The sequence below is a fragment of the uncultured Porphyromonas sp. genome (genome assembly GCF_938046015.1).
Lineage (GTDB): Bacteria > Bacteroidota > Bacteroidia > Bacteroidales > Porphyromonadaceae > Porphyromonas.
This window is the reverse complement of sequence record NZ_CALIXW010000047.1, coordinates 25520-43206: the sequence shown is the minus strand read 5'-3', so window position 1 is coordinate 43206 and position 17687 is coordinate 25520. Positions and strand designations below refer to the sequence as shown.

Sequence of the window (17687 nt, the reverse complement as noted above, 5' to 3'; positions counted from 1 at the left end):
GAGCTATGATCAAGAGCCTCCGTAGCCTCCTCACCCTCGTCTGCCTCCTCAGCGCCCTCTCCTGGGGCGCTGAGGCCCAGGCCCAGGGACGCCACACCAGCGGCAGCAAGCCCAGCGTGCACCAGCTGCGCATCATCCACACGAGCGACATCCACGGCAACGTCTACCCCTACGACTTCCTCAACGACCGCCCCGGCACGGGCAGCATGGCACGCCTCTCGACCGTCATGCAGCAGGTGCGCCGCGAGTCGCCCGAGGCCCTGCTGCTGGACGCGGGTGACCTCCTGCAAGGCGAGCCCCCCGCCTACTATTACAACTACGTAGACAGCGTGACGCCTCACCTCATCGCCACCTCGATGAACTACCTGCGCTACGACGCCGTAGCGATGGGCAACCACGACATCGAGCCTGGGCATCAGGTCTTCGATCGCTGGGCGCGCGAGTGCAAGTTCCCTCTCCTCGGTGCCAACATCATCTCGGATCGGACGGGCAAGCCTTACTTCAAGCCCTACCAGATCTTCGAGCGCTCAGGCCTGCGCATCGCCGTCCTCGGCTTCACCACGCCCGCCATCCCGCAGTGGGTACCCGAGCATCTGTGGAAGGGCCTACACTTCGACGATATCCTCGTCTCGGCACGCTACTGGATCCCGCGCATCCAGCAGTCTGAGCGCCCTGACTTCCTCGTCGTACTCATGCACTCGGGGCTGGAGAATGACAATCCCGACTACCTCGAGAACGCTGGCCGAGCTCTAGGCGAAGGAGTCCCAGGCATCGACCTCCTGCTCGTGGGGCACGACCACCGCAAGGAGCTGACCTGGCTCCATCCCAAGGGCAGTAGCCACGACTCCGTCCTCCTGATCAACCCTGCCAACCACCTCGACCGCGTCTCCGACATCCAGATCACGGTGCGCAAGCAGGGCGGCAAGGTCATCGCCAAGGAGCTCCGCCCCAGCTTCATCTCCCTCGAAGGCGTAGCTCCAGACCCAGCCTTCCTCCAGGCCTTCGCCCGTGAGGAGCGTGCCGTCAAGGACTACCTCGCCAGCGAAGTCGGTACGCTGGAGGCCGAGGTACGTGGCGTCGATGCCCTCTTCGGCACCTCGCCCTACATGGACATCATCCACCGCATGCAGCTGGAGAACGTGCAGGCGGAGATCTCCTTCGCCGCCCCGCTCAAGCCGAGCGCCGTGCTGCCTGCGGGCAAGGTCTACATGCGTGACCTGTTCAAGTTCTGCCCCTTCTCCAACTACCTCTACGCCATGGAGCTGACGGGGCGCGAGATCAAGGGCTACCTCGAGCACTCCTACGCAGGCTGGGCCGCAGAGATGCATTCGGCCGAGGATCACCTCATCCGTCTACGCCCTGGGGCTAAGGAGAGCGACCACTACAAGACAGCTGTCCCGACCTTCAACTACAGTGCCGCTCAGGGCATCGACTACCTCGTCGACCTCACCAAGCCCGAGGGTCAGCGCGTGACCATCCTTAGGCTGACGGGGCACAGCGAGCCCTTCGACCTCGAGCGCCGCTACCGTGTGGCGGTGAACTCCTATCGTGCAGGCGGTGCGGGCGGCATGCTCACCACGGGCGCTGGCATCCCCAAGGAGGAGCTGCCGAAGCGCATCGTCTACGCCACCTCCCACGACCAGGTCTACCACCTGGCGGAGTTCTTCCGCCGCCACCGCAGCGTGCGCCCCGTGAATCCCGAGAACTGGAAGTTCCTGCCCGAGGCTTGGGCTAAGGAGGCCGCCGTACGCGACCGCCGCTTCCTCTTCCCCCGCGAGCAGCACTAGCGAGCCATGCTACTGCTCCTTGGTCTAATCCTCCTAATCCTTCTGCTGCTGGTGCGGCAGCTCGGGACGAGACTAAGGACGCAGCAGAGCCTCCGTCAAGAAATGCAATCCCTGAAGCGCAGCCGAGCGGCTGCCGCTTCGGGGATCGTTCGTTTGGTCGCAGCTGAGCTAGCCCCTCCACAGCCCCACTCGGGGGAGGCCCGCTACCTTGTACTGGACACCGAGGCGATGGAGCTGATCGACGAGGAAGATGCGGATGGGGACTTCGTCTCCCCTCTTTTCGCCCTCGGCTGGCAGCTGCTGGACGCGTCGGGGCAGTGCCTCCGTGAGGAGAGCTACATGCTCCAGCAGACGGGCGAGCGCAGCGAGGCGCTTCGCCAGCTCCAGCAGGTCTCCGAGCCTTGCTACCGAGCCGAAGCCATCGCCCCGAGCGAAGCCCTCGAGCGGCTGAGCCGCGTGCTGCAGCCTCAGCTCACGCTCGTGGGGCATCACCTAGCCTACCACCTCAGGCAGCTCCAGAGTGAAGCCGAGCGGCAGGGCCTCCCGCTCCCCCTCATCGCCGAGCTGCCGCAGTGCTGCCTCATGCAGGAGGGGCTGCGGATGGGCTTCAAGCGCGGCTACGACGACAGCCCGCGCTACCCTTCGGCCGAAGAACTCTTCCGCTACCTGCATCACCTCGGCAGCGAGCCACCTCTGCCTCCTCTACGCAAGGCGCTACGTGACCTTCGTCTGAGCGCCTCCTCCCTGCGCGTCCTCCTCAGCTGGGAGCAGACCAGCGACTAAAGCTCCCCACCACCGAGCTACTCCCCCCAAGCATATACTTCGATTAGCCAAGGAAAAGCGGCCGTGCAAGCACCAGCGGGGCGATCCCATCAAAGCCCAGGGTGCGTAGCCCTGCAAGGGCGACCAAACCCTGGGTAAAAGCATACCAAATACGCAACGAGCCCTACAGGGGCGATCTTCAGGATGATCAAGCGAGAAGTTTGCATCGTGCGACTACGATGCTACGAAGATCCTGAGGGTCGCCCCTGTAGGGCTCTGTTCCTTATACCTCTACCTACCCAGGGTTTGATCGCCCTTGCAGGGCTACGCACCCTGGGCTTTGATGGGATCGCCCCGCTGAGGTTTATCCTATTCCTCTAAATAAGCCAGCAGGAAAGGCGAACTAAGCTCGTCCGCCCTCCCATGGCTGAGGCCAAAGTATGGTGCTCCTTTACCTAGGTTGGATGAGGCCTCAGTTCGGGCAATAGAGCGACGACAGCCCAGCCAAGGCTACAGCTAAGGGAAGGCGCTCCTGAGGGATAGCAGTCAGGCCACTAAGGGACGGCAGTCAGCCGCCTGAGGGATAGCAGTCAAGGAGCTGAGGGATGTCCCTCACATAGGGTCGGATGAGGCTGTTGCCTCGCTCTGCTTCCGCTTGGCCGCTCCTCGCGAGCTTAGGCTAGCGCTTCGCCAAGGCCAAGACACAAAAAGCCCGTCGGGGCGCGCCGCAAGTAGCCTCCTACCTGCAGCGCGCCCCGATGGGCTTGCTTGCTCAGGGCGTCTTAGACGCTAGACGATGAAGTCCAGCCCCGCACCAAAGCGCTCGTGCAGCGCGTCGAAGCGCTCCAGCGCTGCTTCGCCATGCTTGGCGAAGCCCTTACGCACCTTCTCTAGGCTCTTCTGCTGCCCGAGCTTGGTCTTGGAGAAGAACTTGTCCGCATAGCAGATCACCTGCTCCTCCAGCGTCTCGGGCATATAGCAGCCCTCGGGTAAGGGCAGCGCGTGGGCGGCGATCTCCTCGCGGGTCAGGCCGCTGCCCGTGTGGCGCTCGGCGACACGAGCGTGGCGCGGCAGACCAAGTGAGCGCAGCAGTTCGGCCCCGAGATAGCCGTGGAGCAGATAGGGTGCCTCCCCCGTGCAATGGATGCCGGGGGCGTCGGTGAGGTAGATGCCGATGTCGTGCAGCATCGCCGCCTCGGCGACGAAGGCTCGGTCGAGGTTTAGCTCGGGATGAGCGTCCACCAGGCGCAGCGCCAGCTGGGTGACGTCCTCACTATGGCGGCGCAGGATCTCCTCCTGCTCGGTGCCTGGGGTGTAGTAGCGGTGGATGAGCTCTAGGGTATTCATACGTATGCGTGGGGGCTGAATCAAGGGATAGGGGGAAGGGCCTCCGGCTAAGGTCGTGATTAGATCTGAGCAGCTGGCCAGGAGGCTCGGGACTTCGCTGAGAGTAGCCGCGGGGCGTAGGGCGGGACCTCTCCCCTAGGCCGCTAGCGACGGGCGCGGAAGAAGGACTGCATCAGGGCACGCGCCTCCTCGGCGAGCACGCCGCCGCGCACCTTCGTCGCGCGGGGGAAGATCTCGGGGGCGTAGCGCTGGTAGCCGAACTTCTCCTCACTTGCCCCATAGATGACCTCCCTGAGGCGCGCCCAGTGCAGCGCACCCGCGCACATCGTGCAGGGCTCGATCGTCACGTAGAGGCGGCAGTCCCCGAGGAACTTGCTCCCCATATACTGCGTGGCAGCCGTCACCGCCAGCACCTCAGCATGAGCCGTCGGGTCGCTGAGACGCTCGACCTCATTATGCGCCCGAGCGATGACGCGGTCGTCACAGACGACGACCGCCCCGATGGGGATCTCACCCGACTCATAGGCCAGCTGCGCCTCCTCGAGCGCTAGGCGCATATAGCGCTCATCCTCCTGCTGGCTCATCGCATCTCCTCCTCGGTAAAGAGCGTCGGGGCGTGCAGCATGTGCTCGTGGAAGATCTCCTTCATCAGCGTCAGGCGCACCCACTCCGAGCGGCAGGCGACCTTACGCTCACGGCAATGGTCTTGTATAGCCTTGTACTCCCGCTCGTTGAGCAGGACGGTCAGGCTGCGGGTGCGGCGCAGCCGCTCTTTCTTCGGAGGGCGCATGATGAAGAGGGGAAAGGAGGGGGGGAAGAAGCAGGGATAAGGGGGAGGGAAAGGGAGAACGTGACTAGGACTGCGGCGGCAGAAGCACCTGAAGGGCGAGCGGCAGCACCTCGACCTCGAGGGTAGCGCCCAGCTCGAAGGGCTCCCCGTCGAGATGCACAGGGCCAGCCGCGCTGCGCTCGATACGGACGCGGCGGGCGCGCAGCGTCTCGTAGTGCTTGTTGCCCTCGAGGCGGCCTAGCATGAGGTCACCGAGCACGACGGCGGCCTCTAGGACGGGGAAGGGGCGTATGATCGCCAGATCAATGAGCCCATCCGATAGGTCAGCCGCGGGAGCGATGTAGGCATTATTGCCATACTGCGAGGCATTGGCTAGGACGAGGACGAAGGCCTCCGTCTCGAAGGGCTCGCCCTCATCGAGGGTCACACGGTAGCTGTCGGGGCTGAAGCTACGGTACTCGGAGACCATCGTCTGTAGGTAGGTCATCGGCCCACGCCTATCTGCCTCGGCGAAGCTCCAGCTGACGGCAGCGTCGAAGCCCATCCCACAGGTGCAAAAGAAGGGACGATCCCCCACCTGGCAGGCATCGATGCTGGCACGCTGTGCCCCTACCAGAGCGGTGATCGCTTGCTCGGCATTCATCGGGATGCCCAGCGTGCGTGCCAGCCCATTGCCCGATCCCTTGGGGATGATCCCTAGGGCTGTGGAGCTATGCAGCAGGCCGCGTGCGACCTCATTGACCGTACCGTCTCCACCGACGGCGAGGACGTGGTCGTAGCCCTCAGCAGCCGCACGACGTGCCAGTTCCTCGGCATGCCCCGCCTCCCGAGTGTAGGTGAAGAAAAGCTCAAAGGGCGTGTCCTGATAGGCACGCCCTAGGAGCTCGGGGACGGAGCGCTTGGAGCCCGTCCCCGATATAGGATTGATGATTGCTAATGCTCGTTTCATCTCACGGGGTGTGTAGCTAGGCGCTGGGCAGCCAGCTCCTCATACTTCGTCCCTGGCCTACCGTAGTTGCAGTAGGGCAGGATACTGATCCCGCCGCGGGGCGTGAAGTCCCCCACGATCTCGATGTACCGAGGATCCATCAGCTTGATGAGGTCCTTCATGATGATGTTCACACAGTCCTCGTGGAAGGCGCCGTGGTTACGGAAGCTGAAGAGATAGAGCTTGAGGCTCTTGCTCTCCACCATACGCACGTCTGGGATGTAGTTGACGTAGATCGTCGCGTAGTCGGGCTGACCGGTGATGGGGCAAAGGCTGGTGAACTCGGGGCAATGGAAGCGCACCCAGTAGTCGTTCTCCTGATGCTTGTTGGTGAAGGCCTCGAGGACCTCTGGGGCGTAGTCCTGGCTGTAGACCGTGGTCTTGGAGCCGAGGAGCGAGAGTTCGTTCTCGCCGTCACGTATGCTGGCCATAGGATAGGGGCTAAGGGGTTAATAAGCTCGTGCGAAGAGGACGCGCTGCTTGGAGGGCTTGCCCGTGACCATGCAGACGCCGGGGGTCTTGTCGCCCTCAAGCGGGATACAGCGGATGGTCGCCTTAGTCTCGGCCTTGATGCGCTCCTCGGTCTCGGGCGTGCCGTCCCAATGGGCGAGGATGAAGCCCCCCTCCTCGATCTTCTCCTTGAACTCCTCGTAGCTGTCCACCTTGATGGTATGGGACTCGCGGTAGTCGAGGGCCTTCTGATAGATGTTGTGCTGGATCTCCTCGAGCAGCTGGGCGATGTAGTCGGCGATGCCTTCGAGGGCGTGCGTCTCCTTGGTGAGGGTGTCGCGGCGCGCTACCTCGACGGTGCCCTGCTCTAGGTCACGAGCACCGAGTGCTAGGCGCACGGGTACGCCCTTGAGCTCGTACTCGGAGAACTTCCACCCGGGCTTCTTGTTGTCGGCATCGTCGTACTTGACGCGTATGCCCTTGGCCTTGAGCTCGGAGAGCAGGGGCTGGATGTGCGCCGTGATCTCGTCGCGCTGCTCGAGGCTCTTATATATAGGTACGATGACGACCTGATGCGGGGCGAGCTTGGGCGGCAGGACGAGGCCGTTATCGTCCGAGTGCGCCATGATGAGCGCACCCATCAGACGCGTGGAGACCCCCCAGGAGGTAGCCCAGACGAGCTCCTGCTTGCCCTCCTTGGTCGTGAAGGTCACGTCGAAGGCCTTGGCGAAGTTCTGCCCGAGGAAGTGCGAGGTACCGCTCTGCAGCGCCTTGCCATCCTGCATCAGCGCCTCGATGGTATAGGTCTCGACCGCCCCAGCGAAGCGCTCGTTGGCACTCTTGACCCCTACGTGCACGGGTACGGCGAGGAAGTCACGGGCGAAGTCAGCATAGACGTTGACCATGCGGATAGCCTCTTCCTCGGCCTCCTCACGCGTGGCGTGCGCCGTATGCCCCTCCTGCCAGAGGAACTCTGCGGTACGAAGGAAGAGGCGCGTACGCATCTCCCAGCGCACGACGTTCGCCCACTGATTGCAGAGGATGGGCAGATCACGATAGGACTGGATCCAGCCCTTGTAGGTATTCCAGATGATGGTCTCGGAGGTGGGGCGTACGATCAGCTCCTCCTCCAGCTTGGCCTCGGGGTCGACGACGACCCCACCGTCGGGGCTCGTCTTGAGGCGGTAGTGGGTGACGACCGCGCACTCCTTAGCGAAGCCCTCCACGTGGTCAGCCTCGCGGCTGAGGAAGCTCTTGGGGATGAAGAGGGGGAAGTAGGCGTTGTAGTGCCCCGTCTCCTTGAACATATCATCGAGCTGGCGCTGCATGCGCTCCCAGATCGCATAGCCGTAGGGCTTGATGACCATGCAGCCACGTACGGCGCTGCTCTCGGCTAGGTCGGCCTTGATGACGAGATCTTGATACCACTGCGAGTAGTCGACGCTACGCGAGGTGAGTTCTTTGAGTTCTTTTGCCATTATCGGTATTGATGCCTTGTATCGCTATTATCTTGAGGGACAAAGGTACGACTTTTCGGGGAGGCCTAGCGTGCTAGGGCGCTGCAGCCAGCCTCGGGGGAGGGAGGCGAAGGGCGGCTAGAGCCACAGTCTCGGCGCGCCTCAGCCCTCGGCAAAGCAAAAGGGCAAGCGTCATGAGACACTTGCCCTTCTGTGGTGCCACCAGGAATCGAACCGGGGACACAAGGATTTTCAGTCCTTTGCTCTACCAACTGAGCTATGGCACCATCGCAATGTTTGCAATCCGTGGCGGAAGCGACGAGATTCGAACTCGTGGTACGGTTGCCCGTACGGCAGTTTAGCAAACTGCTGGTTTCAGCCACTCACCCACACTTCCATCGCATTCTGCTGCTGAATTGCACTGCAAAGATAATACGCTTTTTCGACTTATGCAAATACTTTGCTCTCGGCCTGCCGACGGCCCCGCCAGCCAAGCTCCCTCCCCTAGCTCCGAGCAGCCCCCACCGAAGTACAAGCGAAGCCCTGATCGGCAAGCCTCGCCAAGGCGCACAGCGTGACCACACAGCCCCAAGATCAAGTTACAATACCCCACCCCAAGCCGACGAGTCCTCCCCTCTTCGCGCGCGTACATTATTAAGTAGCTCCTATGAAGAAGATACCTACCTGTATGAGGCAATGGCCTTTTGTAAAGCGAAGGGTAGCACAACCAAAGGCGGAGCTAGCTCCGAGCTAAGGGGTAGCAAGCGCTGAGCAAGGAGGCGGGAGAGGGAGACCTAAGGGGGAGCGGGATTTATTATATTACTTCTCGTCGTCCCCCTTATCCCTCAGCGCGCTGAGGGATAAGGGGGACGGCTGATTATTATATTACTTTGCCTGGGCAGACTTGGGGCACAACGCGGGCGGACTTGGGGCACAGCGCGGGCGGACTTGGCTGGAAACTCTGTCTGAGGAGGATTGCAACGTGGGCAGACTTCCTTCGTGCCTCTACCCGAGGAGGGGCACGAGGTGGGTAGACTTCCTTCGCAGCTCTGCCCGAGGAGGGGCGCGGCTGCGTCCCGACTTAGCCACTACCCCCCCTTAGGCTGCAGGCGGAGCTCAACGACTTAAGCCTAGAATATGAGCGCCTTAGACCATCACAATGTTTAGACACAAGGGAGGGCAGGAGGCAGGGACTAGGGAGGACGGAGCGCTCGGACAAAGGTCCCCACGCTCCTGCCTATAACTTTTGTATCTTTGTATAAATAAGGAAAAGTAGTACTGCGTATGAACTTATATTTTATCGGTATAGGAGGAATAGGGATGAGCAACCTCGCCCGCTACTTCCTCAGCAAGGGCGACGCCATCGCCGGCTACGACTTGACCCCCTCACCGCTCACAGCGGCCCTCGAGCAGGAGGGTGCGGCCATACACTACGAGGACAGCGTGGAGCTGATCCCCGAGGCTTGGCGCGGGCGGGACACCCTCGTCGTCTACACCCCAGCCATACCGCAGGATCATAGCGAGCTATGCTACTACCGCGCTCAGGGCAATCGTGTGATCAAGCGCGCCGAGCTGCTGGGTGAGCTCACCCGCCGCGAGCGCGGACTCTGCGTCGCGGGCACACATGGCAAGACGACGACCTCCACCATGCTGGCGCACCTGCTGCACCAGAGCCACGTGGGCTGTCACGCCTTCCTCGGCGGTATCTCCAACAACTACCGCACCAACCTCCTGATCAGCGACCACAGCGACTACGCCGTCATCGAGGCCGACGAGTACGACCGCTCCTTCCATCACCTAGCGCCCTACATGGCCATCGTGACCTCGGCCGACCCCGATCATCTGGACATCTACCACACGCCTGCGGCCTACCGCGAGAGCTTCGAGCACTTCACCAGCCTCATCGACCCCGAGGGTGCGCTGGTGATGCGTCAGGGCATCGCGCTGACCCCGCACCTACAGCCGGGGACACGCCTCTACCGCTACGGCAACGTCAGTGAGCGCGTGGACTTCGGCTACGACGCGGTCGAGATCACCGAGGGGCGTCTCTTCTTCGACTGGCACTACCCTGCCCTCGAGGGGCGTGCGGGCGGCGTCCTGCGCGTAGAGCTCGGCGTGCCCCTCCTAGTCAATGTGGAGAACGCCGTGGCAGCCCTCGCCGTAGCCTACCTCTGTGGCGCTAGCCTCGAGGAGCTCGCGGAGGCCATCGCCTCCTTCCAGGGCGTGTACCGCCGCTTCGACCGCGTGGTCAATACACCCCGCTGCGTGCTCATCGACGACTATGCCCACCACCCTGGGGAGCTTGATCCCAGCATCCGCTCGGTACGTCAACTCTACCCCGACAGGCGCATCCTCGGCATCTTCCAGCCGCACCTCTACAGCCGTACTCAGGACTTCTACCGCGAGTTCGCCCACAGCCTCGACCAGCTGGACGAGGTGATCCTGCTGGACATCTACCCTGCCCGCGAGCGCCCCATAGAGGGCGTCACGAGCCAGCTGATCGCTCAGGCGATGAAGCGCCCCCCACTGGCTGTCCTGCCCAAGACGGAGCTGCTGCCCTTCCTCGAGGCGCGCGGCATCCTGCCCGAGGTCACGCTGATGGTCGGCGCGGGTGATATAGACCGCCTGGTCCCCCAGGTAGCCCACTGGCTAGAGCAGCAGCTATGAAGCGCGCTTGGATACAGAACATACTCATCGCGCTGCTAGCGCTCGTCCTACTGGGGGCGCTCGTCTACTTCGTCCTCAACCCTGGGCCTAGCATCTCGAGCGAAGCCTGCCGCAACATCGTCGTCGAGGTCTCCAGCCGCGGCGCGAGCAGCCCACGCTTCCTCACCGAGCAGCAGGTCATCGGCGAGCTGAGCCGTCGGGGCATCCGTCTCAAGGGGCAGAAGCTCGACTCCATCGACCTCAGGCGCATCGAGCGCAGCCTCACCGAGCTCGGGATCTACGATAAGGTATCGGCCTACGTCGCCCCCGCCACGCACTCGGTCAAGATCCGCGTCGAGGAGAAGAACCCCTACTTCCTCGTCATCGACGACCGAGGAGCGAGCTACTACGTCACCGAGGGGCGCGGCATCATCAAGGGCTCGACGCACTTCGCCTCCTACCTCCCGCTAGTCACAGGCACCCTCAGCGAGCAGTACGCCAGACAGGAGGTCTATGATCTCTTCTGCACGCTCCAGGCTGACAGCTACTACCGCGACTATTACGGCCAGCTGCAGGTCTCGCCCCAGCGCGGCATCGTGATGATCCCCCGCGTAGGCACCACAGAGCTCATCCTCGGCAAGGGCGGCAACTGGGCCGAGAAGCTGCGCAAATGGCGTATCTTCGCCGCGAGCGTCCTGCCTCGCCGTGGGATGAACGCCTTCAGCTACGTCAAGCTCGACTACGAGGGGCAGGTGGTAGCCGCCGAGCGCTACCCTGCCCTAGAGGAGGAGCTGGACGAGGAGGGCGAGCGCCGCAGCCCGAGTGCCAGCCACCAGCAGCCTAGCACCGCCGCCTCACCCCAGGTCGTGACGCCCGCACCCACCAAGGCCGAGCCCAAGAAGAGCGAAGTCAAGAAGGCCGAGCCACACAAGGCGGAGCCCAAGAAGGAGGCGAAGAAAGAAGCGAAAAAGGAGCCTCGCAAGGAGCCCAAGAAGGAGGCTAAGCCCGAGCATAAGAAAGACTCCGCACCTAAGCAGCAGTCCGCCAAGGCCGAGCCCCGCAAGGCGGAGCCTAAGAAGAGCCCCGCCGCAGCGCCCACCAAGAAGGCCCCCACCAAGGAGCCCAAGAAGCCCTCGGCAGAGCCCCACACCAAGCACAGCAAGCAGAAGCCCACAGCAAAGCAACCCAAGCACTAAGACGATATGAACGAAGGAAGAGAAGATATCTTTGTCGTGATCAATATCGGGAGCAGCTGGCTCTCCGGTATCCTAGCGCGCAAGCACAGCGATGGCCGTGTACGCCCTATCCACGCCTGCCGCGTCCCCGCCGCGGGCGCGATACGTCAGGGCTGTATCCACAATATGGACGCTGCCGCACGCTACATCACTCAGATCGTCGACGAGCTGACGAGCCACCTCTCTGACGATGCCTCCATCCAGGGCGTCTACGTCGGGCTCGACTGCCGCAGCATGCACTCCGAGACCTTCACCGCCTCGCTCCAGCTGGGCTCCGAGCCCCGCGAGATCAAGCAGGCCGACCTCGAGGCCCTACGTGAGCAGGTAGACCAGGCCCACTACGAGGGGCAGCGCATCCTCGCCATCACCGACCCGCGCTACCTCGTGGACGGCCGCCGTGAGTATACCCCCCGCGGCGTCATGGGTCGTCGCATCGAGGCTCAGTACAAGGTCATCGTCGTGCGGCAGAACATCCTGGCACATATCGAGGAGCTCATCGCACGCCTCGAGCTCCAGCTGCTGGGCACCCTCCCCGCACCGCTCGTCGAGGCACGCGCTACCCTCACCACCGAGGAGAGTGCCCTGGGCTGTGCCTACATCAACATGGGCGGAGGCACCACCTCCATCGCCATCTACAAGGAGCGCCTCCTGCAGGGGCTCTTCATCATCCCCTTGGGCGGGCAGTGCGTCACGCGTGACCTCACCAGCCTCCCCACCCCGCTGCTGGAGAAGGACGCCGAGCTGCTCAAGATCAGCGAAGGCTCTATGGACACCTCCATCCCTCGCGGCGAGATCATCGAGCGCATGAGCCCAGAGAGCGGCAAGGCGATCCGCATCGACCGCCTGGAGCTCAATCGCTTCGTCGACGCCCGTGTGCGGGAGCTGCTGTGGAACTGTGTCCACCTCATCCACGAGTCGGGCAACGAGGCCAACGTCTCGCGCGGACTGGTCTTCGCAGGCGGCGTCACGCGCACGCACTTCTTCTATGAGACGCTCGAGCAGCTCAACTTCGAGTACCGCCGCGGCACGCTCCGCCGTGAGGTCTACGACGAGCGGCTGGAGTTGCAGCAGGACGGCTCCACGGGCGGCATCAACTACCTCGGCGACTACATGTCCGAGCTGGCGCTCGCGTGGTGGGCGCAGAAGTCGGGCGTCAGCTACCAGCTGCGCGACCTCGACACCTTCATGCAGGATGAGCCCGAGCCCACTCCTACCGCCACGACGCCGTATGCAGCCCCCGCCGAGGAGCCGCAGCGCGCGGCCGACGACTTTACCTTCGAGCCCCTCGACCAGAAGCTGAGCAACTACCTCGAGGAGGCCGAGGAGCACGAAGAGACCGAGGAACGCACAGGCAAGAAGGGCGGCAGCACCTCGCAGTGGCTCTCCAACGTATGGGGCAAGCTAACCAAGGCCCTTGCCCCCGAGGAGCACCCAGAGGATGACGATGAGGATGAGGACGACGGTGAGATCCACCGCTAGCAGCGAGCCGAGGTATGACAGAACGTGGTAGCATAGACTTTATGTACGAAGAGAATACAATCCCCCAGCTAATCAAGGTCGTAGGCGTAGGCGGGGGCGGTGGTAACGCCGTGAGTATGATGCACAGCCAGGGCGCTGTGCGTGGGGTATCCTTCCTGGTGTGCAATACCGATAGGCAGGCCTTCTCCAATAATAGTGTAGAGCATCGCGTGCTGCTCGGGCCCAACCGCACCCGCGGGCTCGGCGCGGGCAACCGCCCCGAGGTAGCTCGCGAGGCAGCTGAGGAGAGCGTCGACGAGATCCGCAGCGCGATGATGGGCGACGATACGCGCATGGTCTTCATCACCGCAGGTATGGGCGGCGGCACAGGTACGGGGGCAGCCCCCGTCGTAGGGCGCGTCGCCATGGAGGCCGGGCTCCTGACAGTGGGCATCGTCACCATTCCCTTCCTCTTCGAGGGCAAGCAGAAGATCCTCCAGGCCCTGCGCGGCGTCGACGAGATGCGCAAGCACGTGGACGCCCTCTTGGTGATCAACAACGAGCGCCTACTGGAGGTCTACCCCAATCTCGAGCTCGACAAGGCCTTCGAGATGGCCGATAACACCCTGAGCTGGGCGGCGCGCGGGATCTCCGACATCGTCAACATCGCGGGGAAGATGAACCTTGACTTCGCCGACGTCGAGGAGACGCTCAAGGCTGGGGGCGTGGCCGTCATCAATACGGGTATGGCCTCAGGTACGGGGCGTATCGCCCGCGCCATCGAGGAGGCCCTACGCTCACCGCTGCTGAACAATAAGAATGTCCACCTGGCGAACAAGCTCCTGCTGAACGTCTACCAGAGCAGCAGCAGCCCACTCAGCACGGGCGAGCTCCAGGAGGTACGCCTCTTCACCGAGCGCTTCAGTGACCAGGTGCGCGTCATCTGGGGCTATGCCACGCGTGACGACCTAGGGGATCAGGTGGCCGTGACCATCCTGGCCTCGGGCTTCGACTACAATGAGGATGACTACAACGACTTCGTGAGCAAGACCGACAGCCATAGCTTCGAGGCTGCCGACGCTGCCAAGCGACAGAAGGAGGAGGACAAGCGCATCGCCGAGATCTACGGCAAGAAGGCGGTCTCCAACCGTCAGGCAGCTCCCCTCTACCTACGCCTTGCAGAGCTCGACGACGAGGACCTCATCCTCATCCTCGAGGAGCAGTCACCGCTCAAGCGCGACCGTACCATCTTCGACCGCAAGCGCACGGAGCAGGACGAGCTTCGTCCTGTGCGCATCGCTACCCAGAGTAGCGACACGCTCGCCGCTGCCGCCTGGCAGCCGCAGAGCGCCTACAGCTCGATCCCAGAGGCCGAGGCCCAGGATCGACCCTCGGTATCCGCCGTGCCCAGCGAGGCCGCGCGTGATGCCCAGCCCCAGGAGCAGCCAGCCGAGGACGACGAGTCCCAGGTCATCCGCTTCTAGGAGGCTCAGCAGCAGACAGGTAATCGTACCCTCCCTTTTTATTCACATCTACCGTATATGATCATCGCTGTGGACTTCGATGGCACCATTGTACGCCATCGCTATCCCAAGATTGGGGAAGAGATCCCCTTTGCCACCTCTACCCTGCGTATGCTGATCCAGGATAGGCACCGCCTTATCCTCTGGACAGTGCGCGAAGGCGAGCTGCTCGACGAGGCTGTCGAGTGGTGCCGTGCCCGAGGCGTAGAGTTCTACGCCATCAACCGTGACTTCCCCGAGGAGGACAGCACGGGGGAAGGCTATTCACGCAAGCTCAAGGCCGATCTCTTCATCGATGACCGTAGCTTCGGCGGCCTCCCTGACTGGGGCACCATCTACCACCGCATCAGCGAGGGCAAGGCTCTGGAGGCCGACTGGGGGCTCCTGACCAGCGGAGAGGTGACGGAGCGCGAGCGCCCTGGCTTCTTCGCCCGTATCTTCGGGGCGAAGTAGTCCGCCTTGTATTCATCTACTATTTAGATTCAGGCTATGCGACGACTCTTCTCGAGCTTAGCCCTGGCCCTTGGGCTCTGCGCCTGCCACGCTCCCACGGGGACGAGCACGGAGCAGCAGCCCACCGTCGAGCCAGAGCCCACGCTCACAGATACCGTGGCCGCTGAGCCCCCACAGAGCAGTGATACGACGCTCGTGGGGAAGCGCCTACACTTCTCCTTCGATGGGAATAGCTCCATCGTGGAGTACCTCTCGGACCGTCACCTACACTGGCTCTCGCGGGACTCTGTCCACGGCGAGAAGGAGGGCGAGGATAGGTATCATGCACAGCATATCGAGCCTCATATCTTCTTCGTGAACTGGGTGGAGGCCGATGGGACGACCATCAGCCAGGTGCTTGACCTCAAGGCACGCACCTGCCAGGCCTTCATCAACTCCAACGTCTATTCGCATGACCGCCGCGAGCGCAAGACGGTTGTCTTGACTGGGCGCATCGCACAGATCGAGGACGCTACCCACGTCCTCCTTGAGTAGCCATCTCCGAGCGGGAATACCTCGTAGCGACAGCCCGAGGACCTAACCCAGCGAGGCAAAGCCCCCGAGAGAGGGAGCTACCCAAGCAAACAGAAGGAGCGCTATACCTGCTCCCCCAGCCTACGGGCCGAGGGGAGACGGTATAGCGCTCCTTTCCTTTTGGGGTAGTGAGGCCTAGCTGTCACGAGGAGGGCAAGGCCAGCCGCAGCGATGTAGCCCCATAGGGGGAGGCCTTCTGAGGGATATCAGTCAGCGCCCTGATGGGCGGCAGTCTGCCTCCCGAGGGATATCGGTCAGAGCGCTGAGGGCATAGGGCTACAGCTGCGGACTCCCCTGGGGCCATCCGCTTCCACCTGAGCGTAGCTCAGCCTTCTCTGCTCGGAGCTGACGACGCTGACCCATGTAGGGGAGCGTGCCCAGCATCGCACACACGAGAGGAGCACACCGATAGGGAGGGGAGCGGATACCCAGCGGGCATTCACGCCCGAGGAGCGATGCGCATCCTTATCCAGCAGAAAGATTAACTTTGTGACAGACTACTACCCAACTAGGGCAGAGGCACCTAGAGCCCCTGCCCCTAAGGAGCTACACAGCTATAAATATAAAAGGCATGAACATCGCTACAGGGCGCACTCGAGCCGAGGAGCCCAGCCCGCTGCACGCAGCCCGCACCACGAGTATGGGGGACGACAGGGGCTCAGAGAGCAAGCCTCTAAGCCTGCAAGAGTTTCGCCAACTGCGGATGCAAGGATGCAGCGCATGGGATGATAGCCGCTCACTATATTAAATGTTACTTCTAGAGATGATACAGGCTAAACACATCCTTGCGCTCGGCGCGATGCTGGCGCCTTGCGGTAACGCGCTCGGGCAGATACGTCTTGGCGAAATGGAGCGGGAACACAGACTAATCCCCGACACGGTGTACGAGAGCTATGTGCAGACGCCTGTCCCTCTGCCTGTCGGGCCTATGTACTATCTTAAGGCTTGGCCTATTCTCGAGAGGAAGAAGGCACGCCCTAGAGACTTCCCTATCTGGGCAAGATATGATGAAACTCAAAAGTACCCACAGGATAGCGCTAATCTCATCAAGTACTCCTGTCAGAGTTACTTTGTCTATACTCCACGGTGCTGGCATATCAACGCGACAAAAGATGACTGGTACTACCTCTACTACAAGTATCCTGCTGTAGAGATTAGCGCCGAGGAGTACAAGGCGCTACACTTCGTCCCCATGAAGCAGATCGACAAGTTCCTTAAGCCCTATCGGCTGCCTCGACCGAGGCACCCCGATGGGAAATTAATCTATGGTATCGGCGAGCTGTACCGCTATCAGCACCCCAACCTCTACGCCGTGGAGTACGAGCCCAAGGAGCAGCGCTACTACAAGTATCGCATCGTGCTCGTCATCTACATTGATACCATGCATCCCAACGCGGCCCGCCTACACTTCGAGGAGTAGCAGCGACTTCTCCAATGGAAATCTCTATAATAATATGCAGGCTAAACACATCCTTGCGCTCGGCGCGATGCTGGTGACTTGCGGTAACGCGCTCGGGCAGATACGTCTTGGCGAAATGGAGCGGGAACACAGACTAATCCCCGACACGGTGTACGAGAAATATGTACAGACGCCTGTCCCTCTGCCCGTTGGGCCTATACGCTACATCAAGCTAGGGAAGATCGTACCCGATGAAACAAAAGTGCGCCCTAGAGACTTCCCTATCTGGGCAAAATATGATGAAACTCAAAAGTACCCACAGGATAGCGCTAAGCTCATCAAGTACTCCTGTCAGAGTTACTTTGTCTATACTCCACGGTGCTGGCATATCAACGCGACAAAAGATGACTGGTACTACCTCTACTACAAGTATCCTGCTGTAGAGATTAGCGCCGAGGAGTACAAGGCGCTACACTTCATCCCCATGAAGCAGATCGACAAGTTCCTTAAGCCCTATCGTCTACCTCGACCGAGGCACCCCAATGGGATATTAATCTATGGTATCGGCGAGCTGTACCGCTACCAGCACCCCAACCTCTACGCCGTGGAGTACGAGCCCAAGGAGCAGCGCTACTATAAGTACCGCATCGTCCTCGTCATCTATATTGACACCATGCATCCCGACGCAGCACACGTGCGCTACGAGTGTGGGTTCTCGGGGAGGTAGCTGATACGGCTGAGGTCCTGCTGACGCAGCACGCCTACGCTTCGAGTGTGGGTTCTTCAAGCTGGAAATGCAACACTATAGACCCCAAAAGC

16 protein-coding genes and 2 tRNA genes are annotated in these 17687 nt (G+C 62.0%); 10 read left to right on the top strand and 8 right to left on the bottom strand.

Annotated elements, in window-relative coordinates; translation table 11 throughout:
* Positions 1 to 5 precede the first annotated feature (5 nt).
* Positions 6 to 1787 (top strand): 5'-nucleotidase C-terminal domain-containing protein, encoded by a 1782-nt coding sequence (locus Q0248_RS07270; RefSeq protein WP_299321080.1) that lies wholly within the window; start codon positions 6 to 8, stop codon positions 1785 to 1787.
* Positions 1788 to 1889: 102 nt separating this feature from the next.
* The gene (locus tag Q0248_RS07265; RefSeq protein ID WP_299321079.1) at positions 1890 to 2570 is read left to right on the top strand and encodes a hypothetical protein; all 681 of its coding nucleotides are present in this window, start codon (positions 1890 to 1892) and stop codon (positions 2568 to 2570) included.
* 768 nt (positions 2571 to 3338) lie between these two features.
* On the opposite strand, the gene Q0248_RS07260 is transcribed toward Q0248_RS07265, so the two are convergent.
* From Q0248_RS07260 to Q0248_RS07225, 8 genes are all read right to left on the bottom strand, one after another.
* Positions 3339 to 3896, bottom strand: a complete 558-nt coding sequence (locus Q0248_RS07260; RefSeq protein ID WP_299321078.1) for an HD domain-containing protein — start codon at positions 3894 to 3896, stop codon at positions 3339 to 3341.
* Positions 3897 to 4039: 143 nt separating this feature from the next.
* Positions 4040 to 4480, bottom strand: coding sequence for a nucleoside deaminase (locus tag Q0248_RS07255; RefSeq protein WP_299321076.1), 441 nt, complete (start codon positions 4478 to 4480; stop codon positions 4040 to 4042).
* Positions 4477 to 4686, bottom strand: a complete 210-nt coding sequence (locus tag Q0248_RS07250; protein WP_211788418.1) for a hypothetical protein — start codon at positions 4684 to 4686, stop codon at positions 4477 to 4479. Before Q0248_RS07250 ends, Q0248_RS07255 begins: the two co-directional genes overlap by 4 nt.
* A 64-nt stretch (positions 4687 to 4750) precedes the next feature.
* The gene (locus Q0248_RS07245) at positions 4751 to 5635 is read right to left on the bottom strand and encodes a diacylglycerol kinase family protein (protein ID WP_299321074.1); all 885 of its coding nucleotides are present in this window, start codon (positions 5633 to 5635) and stop codon (positions 4751 to 4753) included.
* Positions 5632 to 6105 (bottom strand): preQ(1) synthase, encoded by a 474-nt coding sequence (gene queF, locus Q0248_RS07240; RefSeq protein ID WP_211788420.1) that lies wholly within the window; start codon positions 6103 to 6105, stop codon positions 5632 to 5634. The genes Q0248_RS07245 and queF overlap by 4 nt, the downstream gene beginning before the upstream one ends.
* 18 nt (positions 6106 to 6123) lie before the next feature.
* Complete coding sequence (gene proS, locus Q0248_RS07235; RefSeq protein WP_299321073.1) at positions 6124 to 7602, bottom strand: proline--tRNA ligase; 1479 nt, start codon at positions 7600 to 7602, stop codon at positions 6124 to 6126.
* Between the two features lie 193 nt (positions 7603 to 7795).
* Positions 7796 to 7868, bottom strand: a tRNA-Phe gene (locus Q0248_RS07230).
* Between the two features lie 20 nt (positions 7869 to 7888).
* Positions 7889 to 7978, bottom strand: a tRNA-Ser gene (locus Q0248_RS07225).
* An 887-nt stretch (positions 7979 to 8865) separates the two neighbouring features.
* Between Q0248_RS07225 and murC the strand changes: the two genes are divergently transcribed.
* The 8 genes from murC (at position 8866) to Q0248_RS07185 (ending at position 17595) form a co-directional block, all read left to right on the top strand.
* Positions 8866 to 10248, top strand: coding sequence for a UDP-N-acetylmuramate--L-alanine ligase (gene murC / locus Q0248_RS07220; protein WP_299321072.1), 1383 nt, complete (start codon positions 8866 to 8868; stop codon positions 10246 to 10248).
* Positions 10245 to 11423, top strand: coding sequence for a hypothetical protein (locus Q0248_RS07215; RefSeq protein WP_299321071.1), 1179 nt, complete (start codon positions 10245 to 10247; stop codon positions 11421 to 11423). The genes murC and Q0248_RS07215 overlap by 4 nt, the downstream gene beginning before the upstream one ends.
* Before the next feature lie 6 nt (positions 11424 to 11429).
* The gene (locus tag Q0248_RS07210; RefSeq protein ID WP_299321070.1) at positions 11430 to 12941 is read left to right on the top strand and encodes a cell division FtsA domain-containing protein; all 1512 of its coding nucleotides are present in this window, start codon (positions 11430 to 11432) and stop codon (positions 12939 to 12941) included.
* A 14-nt stretch (positions 12942 to 12955) separates the two neighbouring features.
* On the top strand, positions 12956 to 14404 hold the full coding sequence (gene ftsZ / locus Q0248_RS07205; RefSeq protein WP_299321069.1) for a cell division protein FtsZ: 1449 nt from the start codon (positions 12956 to 12958) through the stop codon (positions 14402 to 14404).
* A 57-nt stretch (positions 14405 to 14461) separates the two neighbouring features.
* Positions 14462 to 14896, top strand: a complete 435-nt coding sequence (locus tag Q0248_RS07200) for a BT0820 family HAD-type phosphatase (RefSeq protein ID WP_299321068.1) — start codon at positions 14462 to 14464, stop codon at positions 14894 to 14896.
* A 36-nt stretch (positions 14897 to 14932) separates the two neighbouring features.
* Entirely contained in the window at positions 14933 to 15430 is a 498-nt protein-coding gene (locus tag Q0248_RS07195; RefSeq protein WP_299321066.1) for a MoaF N-terminal domain-containing protein, read from the top strand.
* Positions 15431 to 16232: 802 nt separating this feature from the next.
* The gene (locus Q0248_RS07190; protein ID WP_299321065.1) at positions 16233 to 16889 is read left to right on the top strand and encodes a hypothetical protein; all 657 of its coding nucleotides are present in this window, start codon (positions 16233 to 16235) and stop codon (positions 16887 to 16889) included.
* A 34-nt stretch (positions 16890 to 16923) separates the two neighbouring features.
* A complete protein-coding gene (locus Q0248_RS07185) occupies positions 16924 to 17595 on the top strand; it encodes a hypothetical protein (RefSeq protein ID WP_299321064.1) in 672 nt (223 codons plus the stop codon).
* The last annotated feature ends 92 nt before the right edge of the window (positions 17596 to 17687 follow it).

Coding starts and splice junctions, on each gene's coding strand:
- Q0248_RS07270 (WP_299321080.1), top strand. CDS start 6: ATGATCAAGAGCCTCCGTAGCCTCCTCACCCTCGTCTGCCTCCTCAGC.
- Q0248_RS07265 (WP_299321079.1), top strand. CDS start 1,890: ATGCAATCCCTGAAGCGCAGCCGAGCGGCTGCCGCTTCGGGGATCGTT.
- Q0248_RS07260 (WP_299321078.1), bottom strand. CDS start 3,896: ATGAATACCCTAGAGCTCATCCACCGCTACTACACCCCAGGCACCGAG.
- Q0248_RS07255 (WP_299321076.1), bottom strand. CDS start 4,480: ATGAGCCAGCAGGAGGATGAGCGCTATATGCGCCTAGCGCTCGAGGAG.
- Q0248_RS07250 (WP_211788418.1), bottom strand. CDS start 4,686: ATGCGCCCTCCGAAGAAAGAGCGGCTGCGCCGCACCCGCAGCCTGACC.
- Q0248_RS07245 (WP_299321074.1), bottom strand. CDS start 5,635: ATGAAACGAGCATTAGCAATCATCAATCCTATATCGGGGACGGGCTCC.
- queF (WP_211788420.1), bottom strand. CDS start 6,105: ATGGCCAGCATACGTGACGGCGAGAACGAACTCTCGCTCCTCGGCTCC.
- proS (WP_299321073.1), bottom strand. CDS start 7,602: ATGGCAAAAGAACTCAAAGAACTCACCTCGCGTAGCGTCGACTACTCG.
- murC (WP_299321072.1), top strand. CDS start 8,866: ATGAACTTATATTTTATCGGTATAGGAGGAATAGGGATGAGCAACCTC.
- Q0248_RS07215 (WP_299321071.1), top strand. CDS start 10,245: ATGAAGCGCGCTTGGATACAGAACATACTCATCGCGCTGCTAGCGCTC.
- Q0248_RS07210 (WP_299321070.1), top strand. CDS start 11,430: ATGAACGAAGGAAGAGAAGATATCTTTGTCGTGATCAATATCGGGAGC.
- ftsZ (WP_299321069.1), top strand. CDS start 12,956: ATGACAGAACGTGGTAGCATAGACTTTATGTACGAAGAGAATACAATC.
- Q0248_RS07200 (WP_299321068.1), top strand. CDS start 14,462: ATGATCATCGCTGTGGACTTCGATGGCACCATTGTACGCCATCGCTAT.
- Q0248_RS07195 (WP_299321066.1), top strand. CDS start 14,933: ATGCGACGACTCTTCTCGAGCTTAGCCCTGGCCCTTGGGCTCTGCGCC.
- Q0248_RS07190 (WP_299321065.1), top strand. CDS start 16,233: ATGATACAGGCTAAACACATCCTTGCGCTCGGCGCGATGCTGGCGCCT.
- Q0248_RS07185 (WP_299321064.1), top strand. CDS start 16,924: ATGCAGGCTAAACACATCCTTGCGCTCGGCGCGATGCTGGTGACTTGC.